The sequence below is a fragment of the Psychrobacillus sp. NPDC096426 genome, from assembly GCF_044762745.1.
Classification (GTDB): Bacteria; Bacillota; Bacilli; order Bacillales_A; family Planococcaceae; genus Psychrobacillus.
In genome coordinates this window covers 94,677-111,823 of sequence record NZ_JBIWEX010000009.1, presented here as the reverse complement: position 1 = coordinate 111,823, position 17,147 = coordinate 94,677, and the positions used below count along the sequence as shown (strand labels likewise).

24 protein-coding genes and 1 pseudogene are annotated in these 17,147 nt (G+C 35.3%); 1 reads left to right on the top strand and 24 read right to left on the bottom strand.

All coding sequences use genetic code 11. The annotated features are described in order from the left end of the window. Positions 1 to 64 precede the first annotated feature (64 nt). Positions 65 to 769, bottom strand: coding sequence for a purine-nucleoside phosphorylase (gene deoD / locus ACIQYS_RS09980; RefSeq protein ID WP_402978539.1), 705 nt, complete (start codon positions 767 to 769; stop codon positions 65 to 67). A gap of 72 nt (positions 770 to 841) precedes the next feature. Beyond that, positions 842 to 1,063 (bottom strand): YozE family protein, encoded by a 222-nt coding sequence (locus ACIQYS_RS09975; protein ID WP_402978536.1) that lies wholly within the window; start codon positions 1,061 to 1,063, stop codon positions 842 to 844. A gap of 121 nt (positions 1,064 to 1,184) precedes the next feature. On the opposite strand from ACIQYS_RS09975, the gene ACIQYS_RS09970 reads away from it, so the two are divergent. Further along, positions 1,185 to 3,044, top strand: coding sequence for a methyl-accepting chemotaxis protein (locus ACIQYS_RS09970; protein ID WP_402978531.1), 1,860 nt, complete (start codon positions 1,185 to 1,187; stop codon positions 3,042 to 3,044). Between the two features lie 51 nt (positions 3,045 to 3,095). Here the strand turns inward: ACIQYS_RS09970 and msrB are convergent, their stop codons facing one another. From msrB to ACIQYS_RS09860, 22 genes and pseudogenes are all read right to left on the bottom strand, one after another. Continuing rightward, a complete protein-coding gene (gene msrB, locus ACIQYS_RS09965) occupies positions 3,096 to 3,506 on the bottom strand; it encodes a peptide-methionine (R)-S-oxide reductase MsrB (RefSeq protein ID WP_402978528.1) in 411 nt (136 codons plus the stop codon). Continuing rightward, positions 3,503 to 4,027: a peptide-methionine (S)-S-oxide reductase MsrA gene (msrA, locus tag ACIQYS_RS09960; protein WP_402978525.1), complete on the bottom strand. Its 525-nt coding sequence runs from the start codon at positions 4,025 to 4,027 to the stop codon at positions 3,503 to 3,505. Before msrA ends, msrB begins: the two co-directional genes overlap by 4 nt. Before the next feature lie 10 nt (positions 4,028 to 4,037). After that, the gene (locus ACIQYS_RS09955; protein ID WP_402978522.1) at positions 4,038 to 4,610 is read right to left on the bottom strand and encodes a YpmS family protein; all 573 of its coding nucleotides are present in this window, start codon (positions 4,608 to 4,610) and stop codon (positions 4,038 to 4,040) included. A gap of 12 nt (positions 4,611 to 4,622) precedes the next feature. Continuing rightward, positions 4,623 to 5,429 carry a GDSL-type esterase/lipase family protein gene (locus ACIQYS_RS09950; protein WP_402978519.1) on the bottom strand — a complete coding sequence of 269 codons (807 nt, stop codon included), beginning with the start codon at positions 5,427 to 5,429 and terminating at the stop codon, positions 4,623 to 4,625. A 57-nt stretch (positions 5,430 to 5,486) separates the two neighbouring features. After that, positions 5,487 to 6,326 (bottom strand): DegV family protein, encoded by an 840-nt coding sequence (locus tag ACIQYS_RS09945; protein WP_402978516.1) that lies wholly within the window; start codon positions 6,324 to 6,326, stop codon positions 5,487 to 5,489. A 148-nt stretch (positions 6,327 to 6,474) separates the two neighbouring features. Further along, positions 6,475 to 6,963, bottom strand: coding sequence for a dihydrofolate reductase (locus tag ACIQYS_RS09940; protein ID WP_402978513.1), 489 nt, complete (start codon positions 6,961 to 6,963; stop codon positions 6,475 to 6,477). 22 nt (positions 6,964 to 6,985) lie between these two features. Then, a complete protein-coding gene (locus ACIQYS_RS09935; RefSeq protein WP_402978510.1) occupies positions 6,986 to 7,930 on the bottom strand; it encodes a thymidylate synthase in 945 nt (314 codons plus the stop codon). A gap of 382 nt (positions 7,931 to 8,312) precedes the next feature. Next, positions 8,313 to 8,441, bottom strand: coding sequence for a YjcZ family sporulation protein (locus ACIQYS_RS09930; protein WP_402978507.1), 129 nt, complete (start codon positions 8,439 to 8,441; stop codon positions 8,313 to 8,315). 666 nt (positions 8,442 to 9,107) lie between these two features. Continuing rightward, a pseudogene (locus ACIQYS_RS09925) lies at positions 9,108 to 10,111 on the bottom strand (NADP-dependent oxidoreductase). A gap of 26 nt (positions 10,112 to 10,137) precedes the next feature. Further along, positions 10,138 to 10,437 (bottom strand): hypothetical protein, encoded by a 300-nt coding sequence (locus ACIQYS_RS09920; protein ID WP_402978504.1) that lies wholly within the window; start codon positions 10,435 to 10,437, stop codon positions 10,138 to 10,140. A gap of 94 nt (positions 10,438 to 10,531) precedes the next feature. Continuing rightward, positions 10,532 to 10,723 carry a transcriptional regulator gene (locus ACIQYS_RS09915; protein WP_402978501.1) on the bottom strand — a complete coding sequence of 64 codons (192 nt, stop codon included), beginning with the start codon at positions 10,721 to 10,723 and terminating at the stop codon, positions 10,532 to 10,534. A 121-nt stretch (positions 10,724 to 10,844) separates the two neighbouring features. Then, positions 10,845 to 11,027, bottom strand: coding sequence for a hypothetical protein (locus ACIQYS_RS09910; protein WP_402978498.1), 183 nt, complete (start codon positions 11,025 to 11,027; stop codon positions 10,845 to 10,847). Between the two features lie 348 nt (positions 11,028 to 11,375). Next, positions 11,376 to 11,609, bottom strand: coding sequence for a hypothetical protein (locus ACIQYS_RS09905; RefSeq protein WP_402978495.1), 234 nt, complete (start codon positions 11,607 to 11,609; stop codon positions 11,376 to 11,378). Between the two features lie 479 nt (positions 11,610 to 12,088). Beyond that, positions 12,089 to 12,673 (bottom strand): YpjP family protein, encoded by a 585-nt coding sequence (locus ACIQYS_RS09900; protein WP_402978492.1) that lies wholly within the window; start codon positions 12,671 to 12,673, stop codon positions 12,089 to 12,091. Positions 12,674 to 12,932: 259 nt separating this feature from the next. Further along, on the bottom strand, positions 12,933 to 13,712 hold the full coding sequence (locus ACIQYS_RS09895) for a class I SAM-dependent methyltransferase (protein WP_402978489.1): 780 nt from the start codon (positions 13,710 to 13,712) through the stop codon (positions 12,933 to 12,935). Beyond that, entirely contained in the window at positions 13,709 to 14,146 is a 438-nt protein-coding gene (locus tag ACIQYS_RS09890) for a BrxA/BrxB family bacilliredoxin (RefSeq protein ID WP_402978486.1), read from the bottom strand. Before ACIQYS_RS09890 ends, ACIQYS_RS09895 begins: the two co-directional genes overlap by 4 nt. A 233-nt stretch (positions 14,147 to 14,379) precedes the next feature. After that, on the bottom strand, positions 14,380 to 14,550 hold the full coding sequence (locus tag ACIQYS_RS09885) for a hypothetical protein (protein WP_402978483.1): 171 nt from the start codon (positions 14,548 to 14,550) through the stop codon (positions 14,380 to 14,382). Positions 14,551 to 14,731: 181 nt separating this feature from the next. Continuing rightward, positions 14,732 to 14,932, bottom strand: coding sequence for a hypothetical protein (locus ACIQYS_RS09880; protein ID WP_402978480.1), 201 nt, complete (start codon positions 14,930 to 14,932; stop codon positions 14,732 to 14,734). 9 nt (positions 14,933 to 14,941) lie between these two features. Then, positions 14,942 to 15,322 (bottom strand): YolD-like family protein, encoded by a 381-nt coding sequence (locus ACIQYS_RS09875; protein ID WP_402978477.1) that lies wholly within the window; start codon positions 15,320 to 15,322, stop codon positions 14,942 to 14,944. Beyond that, a complete protein-coding gene (locus ACIQYS_RS09870) occupies positions 15,319 to 15,540 on the bottom strand; it encodes a transcriptional regulator (RefSeq protein ID WP_402978474.1) in 222 nt (73 codons plus the stop codon). Before ACIQYS_RS09870 ends, ACIQYS_RS09875 begins: the two co-directional genes overlap by 4 nt. A gap of 109 nt (positions 15,541 to 15,649) precedes the next feature. Then, positions 15,650 to 16,867, bottom strand: a complete 1,218-nt coding sequence (locus ACIQYS_RS09865; protein WP_402978469.1) for an N-acetylmuramoyl-L-alanine amidase — start codon at positions 16,865 to 16,867, stop codon at positions 15,650 to 15,652. Positions 16,868 to 16,874: 7 nt separating this feature from the next. Next, positions 16,875 to 17,147, bottom strand: a complete 273-nt coding sequence (locus ACIQYS_RS09860; protein WP_402978464.1) for a phage holin — start codon at positions 17,145 to 17,147, stop codon at positions 16,875 to 16,877.

Here is a 17,147-nt window from a genome sequence, read left to right as displayed (position 1 = left end):
AAAACTGATTATCATTTTAAAAAAAGACTGCCATTTATGACAGTCTATTCTCACTATTGCTCTCTTAGTCCTGGATTGCTGCTTCTAATGCAACAACGATCATATCGTTGAAAGTTGTTTGACGCTCTTCAGAAGAAGTTGCTTCACCAGTAATAATATGATCACTAACTGTTAATACAGAAAGTGCTTGGCGTCCAAATTTAGCTGCTAATGTATATAGAGCTGCAGTTTCCATTTCTACTGCAAGCACTCCATAATCCGCCCATTTTTCATTTTGCGCATTTTCATTGTAGAATAAATCTGCCGTGAACACATTACCTACTCTTAAGTTCAATCCCGCATCTTTTCCAGCGTTGTATGCTTTATATAACAAATCGAAATCGGCAGTTGGAGCATAACTAATATCATCCAGTAATACTTTGTTTAAAGTAGAATCAGTAGAAGCACTTTGTGCAATAATTACATCACGTACTTTTACGTCTTTTTGGATTGCTCCACATGTACCAACACGGATTAGTTTTTGTACATCATAGTCATTCATTAACTCATGAACATAAATAGAAATTGAAGGGACTCCCATTCCAGTTCCTTGAACAGAAATTCGTTTTCCTTTATATGTACCAGTATATCCGAACATATTACGAACCTCGTTATACTGAACTACATCTTCCAAAAATGTTTCCGCGATATACTTCGCGCGAAGCGGATCACCTGGTAGTAAAATTGTATCCGCAATTTCACCTTTTTTTGCACTAATATGAATACTCAATTATATAACCTCATTTCTATATATGCATCTGCTTAATAATACCGTTTTTTAGGCGTAATTGCAACGAACAAGCTACCTGCTTCCTTCTGTATAATACTCCCAAAGTTCATCAAAGACGCTTGCCGTAAGCATAGGGTGCGCTAGTTCTTCAATATACTGTGAAAGTGCATGAAAAGAGGTTTCTGCTTTTGGGAAATCATGTTGTAGGAACATGCTTTCCGCAAACTGAGATTTTTTATCCTCCTTTTGACCCCCACGAAACTTTAATGCAAATAAATAAAAAGACTGTTTCATCTATTTTCTCCTCCTTTAGTCACAAAGACATAGAAAATTCATAAAAATGTAGATAATACAACATAAAACAAGTAAACTTATTGATATTACTATGTAACACATCAAGAAGGGGTTGGTTGCTTTGATAAAAGATGTTAAACAAAAGAAAAAATCATTACAATGGCTTACTCAAAAAAGAAGGAAAAAGAACGATAACACCACTAATAAAAACAATACTTTCTCCCTCTCCAGCAAAAGGGGTAGGAAGGATAAAAGACTTACTAGAACGATTAATTCAAATATGTTCCATTCCATTCGAGGACGGGTCTTATTAATATTTTCCGTGTTAATCATTATTTTAGTGTCCATGCTTATCTTAACTTCTACTAAAATGTCTTCATCACAACAAGCTTTTGAAACGTTTACAAATGTAGATATGAAAGAGCAAATAATGGTCAATCAAATCTCGACAGAAATTGCACAACTTGCCAATGCAGAGCAAAGTTATGTAATTACAGGTAAGACAAATTATAAGACAACATACAAACAAAATAAAGACGCGATTGTTACACACTTAAAAGAATTACATAAAACATATAAAGATCGCCCAGAGGAACTTCAAAAAATACAATCGATCGACCAATTTTTTATGACCTATCTACAATATTCGGAAAGAGTGATCGAACTCAGAGATACAAAAGGTATTGAAGCCGCTCAAAAAATTATAAACGCTGGTAACGGAAAAACGGCAATGAGCTATGTAGATGTTCATATTGCGGCAATGAATGAATTATTAGCTAAAAATAATGCAAAACAAATTGCTTTATTGAAAAAAGAAAATAATAACTCGCTTTTTTTATTTGTTGCTCTAACCATTTTTTCGGTTTTATTAACATTATCATTCGGAATTTATCTTTTCTATTCAATTAAGCGAAGCACCTACTCTATCAATCGTTCTATATTAGAAATTGCACAAGCAGGTGGAGATTTAACGAGACGCGTAAAGATTCGTACGAAAGATGAATTTTCTGAAATTGCAGAAAGCACCAATATTTTAATAGGATCCATTGCTAACTTAGTCAAACGAGTAAGCATGCTAACTGAAAATGTCTCGGCAAGTGGACAAGAATTAATGGCTTCGTCTGATGAAACTGCTGTAACGATTCAATCTATTGCGGACTCTACGAACGAAATAGCTACAGGCAGTGAACATACAATGCGTAGTATGACCGTTGCCATCCAAAAAATGAATTCTTTAGAAGAAGCAACTAGATACTTGAACAATGATGCTCAATCTGTAAAAGAAGCGACGGATCAAATGATTGAAGCTGCTCGCAAAGGTAGCGAATCTGTTCAACACTCTTCTCAAGTAATGATGAACATTGAAGAAACAATGGCTAATACTTCTCAAACCGTAGAGGCTCTCGGAACTAAATCGTATGAAATTACATCCATTATTAAAACAATTACTACTATAGCAGAACAAACCAACTTACTTGCCTTAAATGCCGCGATTGAGGCAGCTCGAGCTGGAGAACATGGTAGAGGGTTTGCAGTCGTTGCAGATGAAGTCCGAAAACTGGCAGAACAATCACGAGATGCTGCAAAAGAAGTAACTGGAATCGTCACATCCATCCAAAGCGAAGTAGTATCAATCGTACAACAAAATCATCAAGGTGTAGAAAATGTTATTAAAGGCGTTGAAGTGGCAAATGAAACAAACACTTCACTAGAACAAATCATGCAACAAACGAATGATACGATTGCAATAATTGATAAAATGGTTAATCAAATTGGAGATACACTTAACTTTAGTCAAGAAGTAGCAGCATCTTTTGTGGAAGTTACGCAGATTGCCGAAAATACAGCATCTAATACCGAAACTTCGGCTGCAGCGGCAGAGCAAGGTTCCGCTGCAATGGAAGAGATCAATGCATCCGCAATTGAACTTTCCCATCAGGCAGATGAGCTTCGAAAAGTAGTAAATGAGTTTAAGCTATAATTGGATATAAGCACGGAAGAAAAATTTTCTCTTCCGTGCTTTTCAAATTTCTTAAAATAATTTCAAGTATTCTTCGTAACCTTCTTCTACTAGCTTATCTTTTGGTACAAACCGCATGGATGCGGAATTTATACAATAGCGTAATCCTGTTTCTTCTTTCGGTCCGTCTGGGAAGACATGTCCCAAATGGGAATTCGCCGTTTTACTTCTTACTTCGACGCGTCGCATTCCATGACTGTCGTCGAATTTTTCGATTACTTCTTGGTCTTCAATTGGTCTAGTGAAGCTTGGCCAACCACAACCTGCATCATATTTGTCTTTTGAATGGAATAATGGTTTCCCCGAAACGATATCTACATAAATTCCTTCATCAAAATGTTTGTCATACTCATTTTGAAATGGAGGCTCTGTTCCATTTTGTTGTGTTACGTAATATTGGATGTCCGTTAGTTTTTCTTTCATTTGAATACCTCCCGCATTTTCTCTACAAATGCTGCCCTTCCAGAACCGACAAAGTATCGATTATAGTGTGCTGGATTTTTCTTATAATAGTCTTGATGATAGTCTTCTGCAGCATAAAAATTCGTAGCTGGTAAAATCTTTGTTGCAATAGGAACAGTAAATTTTCCTGATGCATCCAATGCGGCCTTTGTGTTTTCAGCTTTTTCTCTTTGTTCCTCAGAGTGATAGAATATCGCTGTTTGATAAGAAGAACCTCTATCAAAAAACTGACCGTTATCGTCTGTAGGATCAATATTCATCCAAAAGATTTCTAATAACTGATCGTAGGAAAACTTTGCTGGATCGAATGTAATTTGAACTGCTTCATAATGTCCCGTTGCATTCGAGCAAACTTGTTCATACGTTGGATTTTCCATATGACCACCTGTATAACCGGATTCCACTTTTTCTATCCCCTCATATGAATCAAAGGGCTTAACCATACACCAAAAACAACCTCCTGCAAATGTAGCTTTTTCCATTTTTTGCACCTCATTTCGATGGTATAACTATTTCTAATGTTATTATATCTTCCTCTAAATTCAACTCTTTTGCTCGCACATGAATCCCAGAAGACATCGGAATACTTGCTAATTGAATATGTACTTCCTTTTCTGCAGGCATTACAACGATCCACTCAGGTAAGTCAATGGAATCTCGCAATAATTTCAAAACGACCTCTGGTTGGAGTTTCGCTTGCCCTACCTCTAAGGAAGTTTGCTCTAGTCGAATATTCCCGCCCTCTTCCACATACGGCTCAAAATACATTTTAACTGGAAAGTTAAGGGAGAAGATTGTTAGTTCCGAAGATAACACTATTTGATCATCCACTGTTAGTTGTAAGGGAAGCGGCTTGCCTTTCATCGCTTTTTTAAGATATGAATTAGCGATTCCTTGAAAATTTTCTTTTGTCGCATGAACTGTTAGAATATTTCCACCAGGGATTACTTTTGGTGCTTCCAATGGCATAGTTTCAGATGGAGTTGTTACCCAATATATAGCTGTTCCTATACTGCCTAAAATAACAATTAGCAACAAAAAAAATGCAATCTTCCACTTATTCATGTAAACAACTCCTTAAAACAACATTTCCCTATTTCGTTCATTAATTAAACCACAATCTTCTAAAGAATTGATTAAAGCCTCTTCAATCAATTCATATCCTTTACTATTAGGATGAAAAAAGTCCGTATGATACACTAAATTCGCATTCGTCACAAAAAGTTGATCGATTGGTACAAAACAAGCATTTGTATCGCTATATGCCATCGTTTCAATGCTATTATTCCAATCTGCTAAAATCTCATCAAGTTCGCTTTTTTCATCTGTTACTGCACTGATAGGATTGTAAAGACCAAGAAGAATAATTGGAGCGTTGCTATTAATCTCTCGAATTTCTTCTAATATTTCATCATAGTTTTGTTCAAATTTCACTAATTCTTTTTCAAATGCTTCTACACGTAAATTGAATAAATCTTTCTTCACTACTTTCATCATATCATTACCGCCGATCGTTAGTGTAATAATATTTGCTTTTCGTAGCTGATGATCGATTTCTCCCGCTTTTAGCATTTTTAATAGTTGATCACTTCGACGTCCTCTTTTCGCAGTATTGGTTAAAATAACCTCTTCTATTCCTTTATACTGTGAAATTTCTTTTTGTAGTCGACCAATATATCCTTCGCCTTTTAATTCGTCTCCAACGCCTTGTGTAAGTGAATCTCCAAGTCCAACAAGTTGGATCGTTCTCGGAAAAAAGGAAAAAGGAATAACATACTCTTCAAACAAAACGGACTCTTTTTCTGAGAAGCTTACCTCCTTTAGCTCACTTGATGTGCAACCTGAAAGTAAGAATATACATAAAAAACCAACAATATATTTCATTATTAACCCCTTTATTTATCATTAAAGGCAGGGAATCTTCTTTTCCCTGCCTGTTCACTATTCTGTCATATACATAAATCCAATAGCACCAGGACCTGTATGCGTACTAATTACAGGTGAGGTAAAAGACATCTGAATTTGCTTAAATCCAGTTTCCTCGATTAGGTTCTTTAATGGGGTAGCCATGGAAAATCCATTTGCATGGGAGATGCCTACCTTCTTTACGATTTTCCCTTTCGTGTCTTTCAAAAATTCATTAAACAAATAATTGACAACTTGTTTATGGCTTCGTACTTTCGCAACAGGTGTATATTCTCCATCTGTCAAACTCGCAATTGGTTTAATGGAAAGCAAAGATCCTAACATAGCTTTTCCTTTCCCTATACGTCCACCTTTTACTAAATTTTCTAATGTATCTACTACTACCAATAATTTTGTCTTTTCACAAGTTTCTTTTACCTTTTGTATAATCATTTCAACTGGATGGTCTTTTGCCGCCATTTTAGCTGCTTCCTCCACTTGAAAACCTAATGCAAACGAAATAAATTGGGAATCAATCACCGTCACATCAGATGTAGACATTTCAGCAGCAGCTTGAGCAGATTTAACAGTACCACTCATAGTTCCTGTCATATGAATCGAAATAACTCGATCTCCATTTGCACCTAGCTTATCATATAACTCTTGAAAAACACCAACAGCCGGCTGGGATGATTTAGGCAATTCTTTTGATTTAGCCATCTTATCTACAAACTCTTCTGGATGAATCGTAACACCATCGATGTATGATTCCCCATCTATATGAATGGAAAGTGGTACAATGTGAATATTATATTGTTCTATCAGCTCTTTTGTTATGTCAGCTGTAGAATCAGTTACGATATGGACTTTAGGCACTCTATCTCTTCCTTCCTCTATACGTACTATTATAAGAAGAAGTACGGCACCTTGTAAACTTATTTAACAGCCATATACTATACTGTATGAATTAAAGAAAGATATTTGAACAATTACATGAAAATTGTTCAAATACCCTAGAGAATGCTTATAAATTTTCTTTTCTTTCATAAACCAAATACACGTAATGGATTCCATCCGCTGTTTCCATCTTTTCCGATGTGTCTACTAATACCCATTCCTTACCGTACTCCGGAAAAAATGTATCTCCTTCAAACGTTCGTTCTATAAACGTTACATATAATCGATCTGCTTTTGGCAAGATTGCTCGAAATATTTGTTCCCCACCAATAATCATCACTTCATCGTGATATGCTTTTGCTAAGGCTACGGCATCTGGCAGATTTGTTACCACATCTGCCCCTTCTACTTTGTAAGAAGGATTTCTCGTAATAATGATATTTTTTCTTCCTGGCAATATACGACCAATCGATTCGAACGTTTTTCTTCCCATTACCATTGCTTTACCCATCGTTTTTTCTTTGAAATAAGCAAGATCTCCTGGAATATGCCAAGGTAATTTATTATCTAAACCCATCACTCGATTCGAATCATGTGCTACGATCAATGAAATCATTTATTTATCTCCCCATTTCTTTTTAAACTGCAATAGGTGCTTTAATGCGCGGATGTGGATCGTATCCTTCTATTTTTATATCCTCAATCTCAAAATCAAAAATCGAATCTTTCTCATTCGATAAAGAAAGAACCGGTAATGATCGTGGTGTTCTAGCTAACTGTGTTTCCACTTGCTCCATATGATTAGCATATAAATGCGCATCTCCAAGTGTATGTACAAATTCACCTACTTCTAATTGACATTCTTTTGCAATGAGATGGGTTAATAATGCATATGAAGCAATATTAAAAGGCACACCTAAAAACACATCTGCACTTCGTTGATACAACTGGCAAGAAAGTTTCCCATTTGCCACATAAAATTGCATAAATGCATGGCATGGTGGTAAAGCCATATCATCTACTTCTGCTGGATTCCAAGCAGTGATAATATGTCTTCTAGAATCCGGATTTTTCTTAATCTGTTCGATTACTTTTTGCAGTTGATCGATTGTTTCGCCGTTTTTAGCTGGCCAGGATCTCCATTGTCTACCATAAACTGGTCCTAAATCTCCAAATTCCGCCGCAAAATGTTCATCTTCCATAATTTTCGTACAGAAGATTTCCATTTGCTCGTCCACAATTACTTTAAAGGCAGGGTCATTTGCTGCGCGTACCCCAAAATCCGTCATATCTGGACCAGTGTACTCGTCACTTTTGACCCATTTTTCAAACGCCCAATCGTCCCAAATGTGGTTATTTACTTCAATTAAGGATTTGACATTCGTATCTCCTTTGATAAACCATAATAATTCACTCACAACTAATCGAAAAGCTGTTTTTTTCGTTGTCATTAAAGGAAAACCTTCCGCTAAATCAAACCGCATTTGATATCCGAAGACACTTTTCGTTCCCGTTCCGGTGCGATCCCCTTTCTCGACACCATGTTCCATAATATGTTTACATAACGTTAAATACTGTTCCATTTGATAACCTCATTTTCAATTTCTATACTTCCCACTATTATATCAAAAAATGCCCTCCAAAAGAGAGACATTCCTTCGTTTTTAGGATAACCATTTTGGTGAGGTATCTTTGACAAAGTACATTTAGTTTAAAATTCCAGTTAATGTTTTCAAAACTGTAATTATGATGTTTATTTTTGGACAAATAAAGAAGCGACCAACTCACTTATGAGAAGGTCGATTCTTTAGAAGAGGAGATACAAAATGGGAAAACATCTAATGTTTTAAACTTTCTTACTCACCATTTTTTTAAGGTCGTTAGGTACAGTGGACAATATATACCCAATGACTAAAAAGTGATGTCGGCAAAGCTGAAACTTTCTCTTAATCTACATCTTATTTTTTAGTATCTCATAAAACTTGCTCCCACAATAATAAGTAGGATAAACAACACTACAATCAACACGAAGCTAGACCCGTTATTACCGTATCCGCCGTATCCACCATATTCGCCTCCGCCATATCCAGACATTTTCTTCCCCTCCTTTCCTATTACTATTAATAGGTTATGCGGAGATTAATAAATGGTAAGGGAATTTATCTCGTAAATAAAAAATTTATTTGTATCTTTCTGTGGTGAACCTTTCAACAAGGTTTCTTTCAAATTAAAAAAGCCCCACTTCTTCAACAGTGGGGCTCCAATCTCGTTATGAAATTGTTGAGAATTACGAAGGGAGATCTTCGGTTTCTCATATTTATATTTTACCTTAAAAAAATTGAAATTTAGTTGGTAATTTGGTCCTCTATATCCATTCACTTTACCTCAATGCTAGGTTTTTCTCGAATTCTCTATCAATGACGCCTTGCATTGTAATAAGCGCTATCATTTCTCACTCTAAAAGGGTCATAATAATAAATTTGACGTTTATGCTCATCGATTTTGTAACACTCACCTATCATACAATTCTATCCTCTTGGGGTAGCGTCAAGAAAATGAGGATTTACAACGTTAAGGAAATCATAATATAAAAATCCTAAATTCCCGGTATTAAAAGTGAGAATTTAGGCTTTGGTTATTTCATTAAAGCGAAGCAACCGTTCGTTGAAGATCATTTGTAACTTTAGAATAAAGATTGATTAAAAGAGAGTGACTTTATAGAATTTTAAGAAGAAAAGGTGAAAAACTTTCGTTTACCAACTATCTGATTTTTAATATTATTTTCCCTTTGGCCCTTCCTAACTCCACATATTCCATCGCTTTTTGAGCATCTACAAAAGGAAAAACTCTATCAATTATGGGTTTGATTTTACCAGTCTCAATAAAGCTTGTGATGATACTTAATTGTTCTCCACTTGGCTTTATAAACAGAAATGTATATTGAACATTATGCTTTTTTTCAAGTTTTGTAAGTTTATTACTTGCCACTGAAAACAATAAAGTTTTGAAATATCCGGAACCATATTCTTTACCAAAGCGAGCATTCGGTAAACCCGACACAGAAACATTTTTTCCTCCGCTTTTTATCACTTCGAATGATTTTTCGAGTATATCGCCTCCAAGTGTTTCATATACCGCATCAAAGTTTTTCAGTATCACTTCAAATTTTTCTAACTTATAATTAATAATTTCATCTACTCCAAGAGATTTCACTAAATTCGCACCAGCTACACTGGCTGTCGTGTCGTTGTAACAGTGGCACCCATTAATTTGGCTAGTTGAATAGCAAAGGTACCGACTCCACCAGACCCAGCATGAATTAAAATTTTTTGTCCCTTTTGTAATTGTAAAATATCTACTAGGGCTCGATATGAAGTCAACCCAACTAGTGGGATCGATGCAGCTTCTTCTAAGCTCAAATTTTTAGGTTTTAAGGCGATGTCATCTTCGTGAATAGCGATATATTCAGCAAAAGTGCCGATTTTACTCTTACGTGGACGTCCATATATCTCGTCACCAACTTTAAAACGAGTCACTTTAGCGCCAACCTTTGCAACGACACCGGAAAAGTCATTCCCTAAGATAAGAGGCATTTTGTATTTAACTAACATTTTCACTTTCCCATCGCGTATCTTAAAATCAACAGGATTAATACTTGCTGCATGAATTTCTGCGAGTACCTCATATTCACCAATTTCAGGTGTGGGCACTTCTGCCAAGCGCATTGGAACTTCCCCATACCTATCAATCACCATTGCTCTCATAGCCTATTCCTCCAAGTAATGTGTGTTTAGATTCCATCTTTTCCATAAAATTTCTGCATGAACTTATCAACATCCAATACAAGCGTTCTTAATAAACCTAATTGTAATGCAGCATAAAAAATTGCTACAGCTCCACCAATAATCCCGATAATAAAGGAATTCGTTATAGCTCGACGTGTCCATTTCGTATCATCTTTAATTTCTTTAGTGTCCTCTTTTAGATTTTTTATATCGTGGCCATCTAATAGCTGTTGGTCTCGTATTTGCTGGATTAAGACGTCATGACCATCAAGTCTTTTGTTTACTGCATCTTGCCAAATATCCATTGTGTTCCCCTCCAGTGTCATTCACACATCCCCCTTTTCTCTCTTTCTTTTTCAAAAAAAGAACGTCCATGTGGACGTTCCTTTGTCTTTTCATTTACAGTAAATCTTCTATTACACTTGGTGAACTTAGTGAAAATTTATTAAATACACCGTAAACATGCCCACATTTATTACAATGTGCAATATTAAACCAAGGAGTCCCAGCTTCTGATTCTTCATGACTATCTGACGAAACAATGTGTTCTAAACCTTGAATATTACAACTTGGACATTTTGGTTCTGCCATTTATATCCCTCCTCTTTCATCCAAAATTCGACAAAAGAAGAAGTATTCCTTCAATATAAAAGAAAAAAGTTACAACACTTTATGTTCCATTGATGTTTTTTAGTCATATTCACATTATTGGTTACTTATCTTTACCACCTTTTGTTTCTTTGATATCTTCTTCTATGTCTTCTAGTTCAAATTCCATATCGAGGTTGTCTAAGTTATAAGCACTGGCTTTGATATCATCTAAAAAATCTAAGCCTTCATTTTTAGATTTTATATACTCTTGATTATCCTCAATTCCACTGTATTCTTCTCGCATAGTTATTTCCTCAGGTAAATAGATTGGTTTGTTTTAGGCATTTGTGCATCAATATTGACGATTGTTATGCATTACAATGTTTGGTCCCAAGATACAATATCTATGTCTTGCTACTGATTAAACCGCAATGCCCCTCTTACAAAGAATGGTCTAAAAGCAATGACATAAAAAATAACGCTAGCTTATGCTGCATTTTCTAGTCTTCCATACTTGTGAAAATTAACACATAACATTAGCTACTTTCATTGCATATAATAAAGTAGGGAAACTATTCTCATGGCTTCCCCCTTATCAAACCGTACGTGCATTATTAAGGCATACGGCTTACCTATATGTTTACATATATTATCAAGAAGATGCATTCCAGGCATTTTGCATCTTACGAAGACGATGAGGAGAATAATACTCCTCACCTTTTTCTTCTGCACATCTAATTCTATTCTCTATATCGCGTTTAGATTTCTTTGTTAAGTCATCCATGTACCGTTCTTTCGTGTATTCATAGGCTATATTTAGAAACAACCAGTAGGTCGGAATGAGATTGATTTTAAGAAAGAATGCATTATTCCACATACTTTGCATCTTTATCCTTTTTCTCTGAGATGGATGTTTGTGAATAAAGGCTACTCTCAACCTTCTTCTTATATATCCATCCAATTCTTTCAAGGTTCTTCGAACACATCGAGTTATACAATGACTTTAAAGACCTAATTCTTCATTTTCTTTTTTCGCCGTAATGATGGTGACATAGTAATTCACTTTGCCTCTTATGACCTGTCTAATCCATTCTTCCTTACTTAGAGTGAGGTTCTTTCATGCCTTCTCTTTTATTTTAAGACGTAAGTCTTTAATGGATTCTGCTTTTGGCGTTACATGAAAGACAGGCTCTTTGCCTTTCTTCCCTTCTCTATAATGATGGAAGGGGTACAATTTGGGGTACATGCTTTTATACATGATTTTTCGTTAGACTAATCGACAACAAAAACAATGGTTAGAATTCATAGAGACGTTGTTATATGAATGTTTTCCAATAAAAAAACACTCGTAATTTTTACGAGTGTTTAGGATAACCATTTTGGTGGTGTATTTTTTGACCAAAAAATCTCACCTAATGCATAGTGTTTGGAATAATTATCTTCTGCTAGGTGATAATGAAAGTTAAAGTAATAACCATCCTGTGGCTTTTTATCGGTTCTTACATGAAATCGAATAAAATCTTTTTTCGTATCTTCATTGTAAATATGAAATATTTTTTCATGGTATTCTCCAGAAGGATGTTCTGAAATCGATAGATTCGCTACTTTTCCACTTTCTACTTTAGCAATAGTTGTATCTATTACTTCTTGTATTCGAGGGAAAATTACATCATCAAATTCATCTTGTATAACTGGTCCAATTCGATTGCCAAATTTTATGTATGCCTGTTCTCTAGCTGCTATTGAAATCGTTTCACTTAAATTTGGTGAATCAAGAGAGTCTATAATCGAAACTTGTTCAAATTCTCTCGTATTCGCATCCGAAGCAATGGATTTCGTCGGATTTTTGTTGTCTAACAGTTGCTCCCAAATAAGATGGTTAGGAGATATAAGTCCAAATGTTAAGAAAGCGACCGTAATAATAATCGTCTTTTGCAACCATTTTTTCATCCATTATCACCTTCAATTTTGACTAAATTTCTAAAGCTTCCTACTATATCGTAACGATTTTACGAACAAAAGGTTTCTTCTTCTATGTATTCATTGTACAATAAAAAGTGTAGACATTCAGTAGCTTTTTTAAAGTAAGGAGGAAAGTCACTATGGACGCAGATTTAATTATTGGTATCGGATTTTTATTTTTATTGGGATATTTAACGTCACTTAACTTTACACATTAATAAAAAAGCTGTCAGTTGCGACAGCTTTTTTATATGTCAATTATGCCGTAATGAAATTTAGATGTTAATCTTGTTAACTGCTGAAACTTATATTTTTCAAACATTGGTGACCTGAAATGAGCTTTTAGAACTACTCGCCTTTTCGCTACACGTTTTGCTTCCTCTATCCATTCATCGGACAAAGATTCATGCACACCAGCTGCTCGAAGTGTTCGGAAGTTTGATGACTCTTCAATAACTTCTTCAAACATAGGATCCATGTAAACCACATCATAGGAATTAGCATCCATTCGTTTTAAATAGTCCACTGCATCTTGATGAATGACGTGAATACGCCGCATACTTTCTTGCAATTCCATACTTTCTGTTTCATACACTTCTAGTCCATGCCCCACTACATAAGCAATCATCGCATCTTTTTCGCAAGCATCTACTACCCCGTTTTCTCCAACTGCATACGATGCTAGTATACTATCCGAACATAACCCTGCAGTTGTATCCAAAAAGCGGTCTCCTTTTTGTAAATCCAACGCTTCTAAAAGTAAGTCTTTTTCTCCATTCAATATACGCTTCATCCGAAATGATGCAGAATTTGGGTGAAAGAAAAAAGGAGTAGTAGAACCGTAAACATACAGTTCTAATCTCTCCTTACTAACGACTAATACATTCGACTGCTGCTCTTGTTGCAATTTTTGCGTAGACTTCTTTTGCCGGTTAACATATGACAAAGTTAGTTCACTTGCAATTTCCTTAGCCTTTTGAATAAAAAGATCATTCGTACGACCAGCAGTAGTTATGACTGTTTTCATGAAGAAACAATTTGTGTAAGAACACCAGAAAGATGATCTTTAATTGTTTCCATCGAATTGCTTTCGATTTGTTCGCGTGGGATAAAATAAGCCAATTGGTCATCTTTCCAAATTGCAATAGATGGAGAGCTTGGTGGCACTTCTTCAAAGTAACCTCTCATCGTTGCAGTTGCTTCTTGATCTTGTCCAGCAAATACTGTCACTAAATGATCCGGTTTCACTTCTAATTCTTCCACTGCTGCGATTACTGCTGGTCTTGCTAGTCCTGCTGCACAACCACATACTGAATTTACGACGATTAAAGAAACACCATTTGCTTTTGCCATATGGTCTTGTACATCTTCTGGTGTCACTAATTCTTTAAATCCAGCATTTGTTAATTCACTTCTCATTGGTTTTACTATTCCTTGCATATATTCATCGTATGCGTTCATGGTTTCGCCTGCTTTCGTTATATTTCTCAAGTCCTATTATAACAACATTTCTATCGCTTTTGCTATTATACTGTTTTCGTATATTTTCGCCTTGTTTCAGATTTTTTGTGGTTTTTTTGTGATTACTGTGATTTTTATGTAAAACCTAAAATGATGTTGTAAAACATGTTTTACAAATCAATAAGTTAATCAAATAAAACCACCTTCCCATTTTACTGGATGGTGGTTTCTATTTACCATAATGGTCTATTTCCGTTTACCAAATACCTGTCAACGTATGCTAAATTAAAGAACTCTTTGCCAATCTTGATAACTCCTGCATTTATTTTTGTAGGTCTTGATTGCGATTTAATTTCTTTTATTCGTCCATCTCTGTATTCTAATCTAACGACAAATTCACTCATAAGATCACCTCGCTTTTATATATATTTCGAGATGATTAGTAAAAAGCCTTTTTATTCGTATGTAAAATATTTGTAAAGTAGTTCTTCACATTTCGATTTCATAGTTACGATTCAAAATCAAAAATAGCGAGCCTAAACACTACAATTATCCAATCATAGGATTAAAAATAACCACCTTCCATTATTGGTTGGTGGTTTCTTCAAATAAGATTTCATCTATATCGTACTTATTAAATAGTTCACACATGAACACTAATCCTTCTACTTGGTCATTATTCATATTTTGTATTTCCTCGATTGCCCCTAGAATCACTTCTTTTGGTGCTTTATCTTTTAAGATATCTACTAGTTCGTTTAATTTTTCTTTCTGTTCTTCATTCATTAAAACACCTCATTCTATAATAGTCACGTCTACTATAATATCGAACTGAAGCACAAATGCTTTATACACATCTTCTATTTCGATCATCCGTTTTTGTAGATCTATCCATGTTATTTTTCCGATGTGCGATTCAATAAGGCCATCTTCCCACGTCATAATTTTTACATCCACATCTCTTTTCATTGCTAGTTGGATGTTTTCTTGAAGGATATCTAAATCAAAACTGCTTAAAACAGGACGAGGAGCTTTCTTTTGCTCACTATAATATTCCCTTAGCATTTTTACATGTTCAGGAAGCATCATCGATGTACCCCATTTAATATTTCTACGAGGATCTAATCCATATTTAGATGAATTTGCTACCTCATCAAAAAATAATTCGAGCATCATATCACTTCTCGCTCCTTTTTAATGACAGGAACAAATGCGAGTACATTATTTATCTTAAAAGTCCTTTTGGTATTTCTTAAAAAGCAATATGCTTTAAATGTATGCTCACCAACAATTAATACCTTAACTCGCCTTTTGCTTATTTTCCCATTGTCTTTAAGATAAATCATATCCGCCAGTTGACCACGATCCCAACACTTCAAAATATTTATACGCACATCCGTTCCCTCCTTTTTATTTATTATACGAACATTCGTTTGATTTTACAATAAGTAAATTTGGGACAAATAAAAAAAGCCCCACTACATCAAGTAGCAGGGAGTAATATTATTTCAATTTCTTATCTAGTTCTGCAATACGTTTTTCAAGTTGTTCAATCTTCTGAGCTTGTGGAATCGTAACTGCCCAAGCATAAAACTGATTAACCATTCGGAATGGATCATTACCATCTGTGATTTTTAGTCGAATAGCTTCTTGCCGAATAGCCTCTTGTGCTTCGGTTAATTTTTGTTCTGCCATTTCAGTTCCCTCCTTTTTCTTTAATCCAAATGCTTTTACTAATCCATCTACATGACCTTGTGCTAGTCCATTGATAAATTCATCTTGTTTTAACAATGCAGCATCGGATGAACTATCTATGAAACCGCACTCGGTTAATATTGAAGGCATTTTTGTTTCTCGAAGCACATGATAATCAGCTTGCTTCTTACCACGGTTTACTAAGCCACCTATATTCTTTATGATTTCAGCATGGATAATACTTTGATAGGAAATTGATTTTGAACTGCCTGGATAAACAAAATCCTCGTATCCAGTACCGCCTCCTGCGTTAACATGGAAGGACATAAAGAAATCAGCGCCCCATTTATTCGCATCATTTGTGCGGTCAGCAAGAGAAGGATAAGTGTCACTTGTTCGACTCATTTTTGTTTGTACATCTTGATAATTTCTGAGCAATGCTTCCACACGCTTTGCTAATGTTAGTGTTATATCTTTCTCTTTTAATCCATTGCCAACTGCACCTGGATCACTACCGCCATGTCCTGCATCTAAATATATTTTAACCAATTGGATCACTTCCTTGTCATATTTGGTTAGATTGTTTTTCTCAATAATGCTTGTCAATTTCGATGGATATTTAGGGTCCGTAGCATATCCAGCTGCATAGACTGCTTGAGTTACACGTTTATAGTCCTTTTCATTAATAACTGCAGCATAACGGTTTGTTTTTTCTCCTGGTATCCCATTAGCGTATTTATTACACAGATCAATTACAGCGCCTTCAAATGAAGGATATTTTCTAAAGTCTGCATTGATTTCAAAGTACTTACCGCTTTTGTCGTATTCACCCGTACATTTTGAATAAACTTCTCCGGTCCAACCAGTACCTTTTTTAATTCCAAAAAGATTATTAGCATTCTTCGCTAGTTCGCTTGTTCCGGATCCACTCTCTAAAATTCCTTGCGCTATTATTAGAGATGGAAGCACTCCATGAGTACTTCCGTGTTTTACTGCATAAACAGCCAGTTGGTCGATAAAGGTCATTTAATTATCACTCCTTTGGCTTTTTGTATCTCAAAGCTTGAGGACTATCACCGATGCCTTTTGTAGTTGGGTCAATTAAAAAAGCCACTAGAGCAATAAATACTGTAATGACTAGATGAGGTGTTAGAATTGCCTTTTTTGCTATATCCCATACCATCGGCCAAGAAGTTAGATCCCCTAGATTAACTCCAAAGGATACTCCGATAGGTGCTACAATTGCCAAGATTAAAGCTGCGTAAAAATATGGATTCTTGAACCTTACTTTCCAGTTGATTTTCAT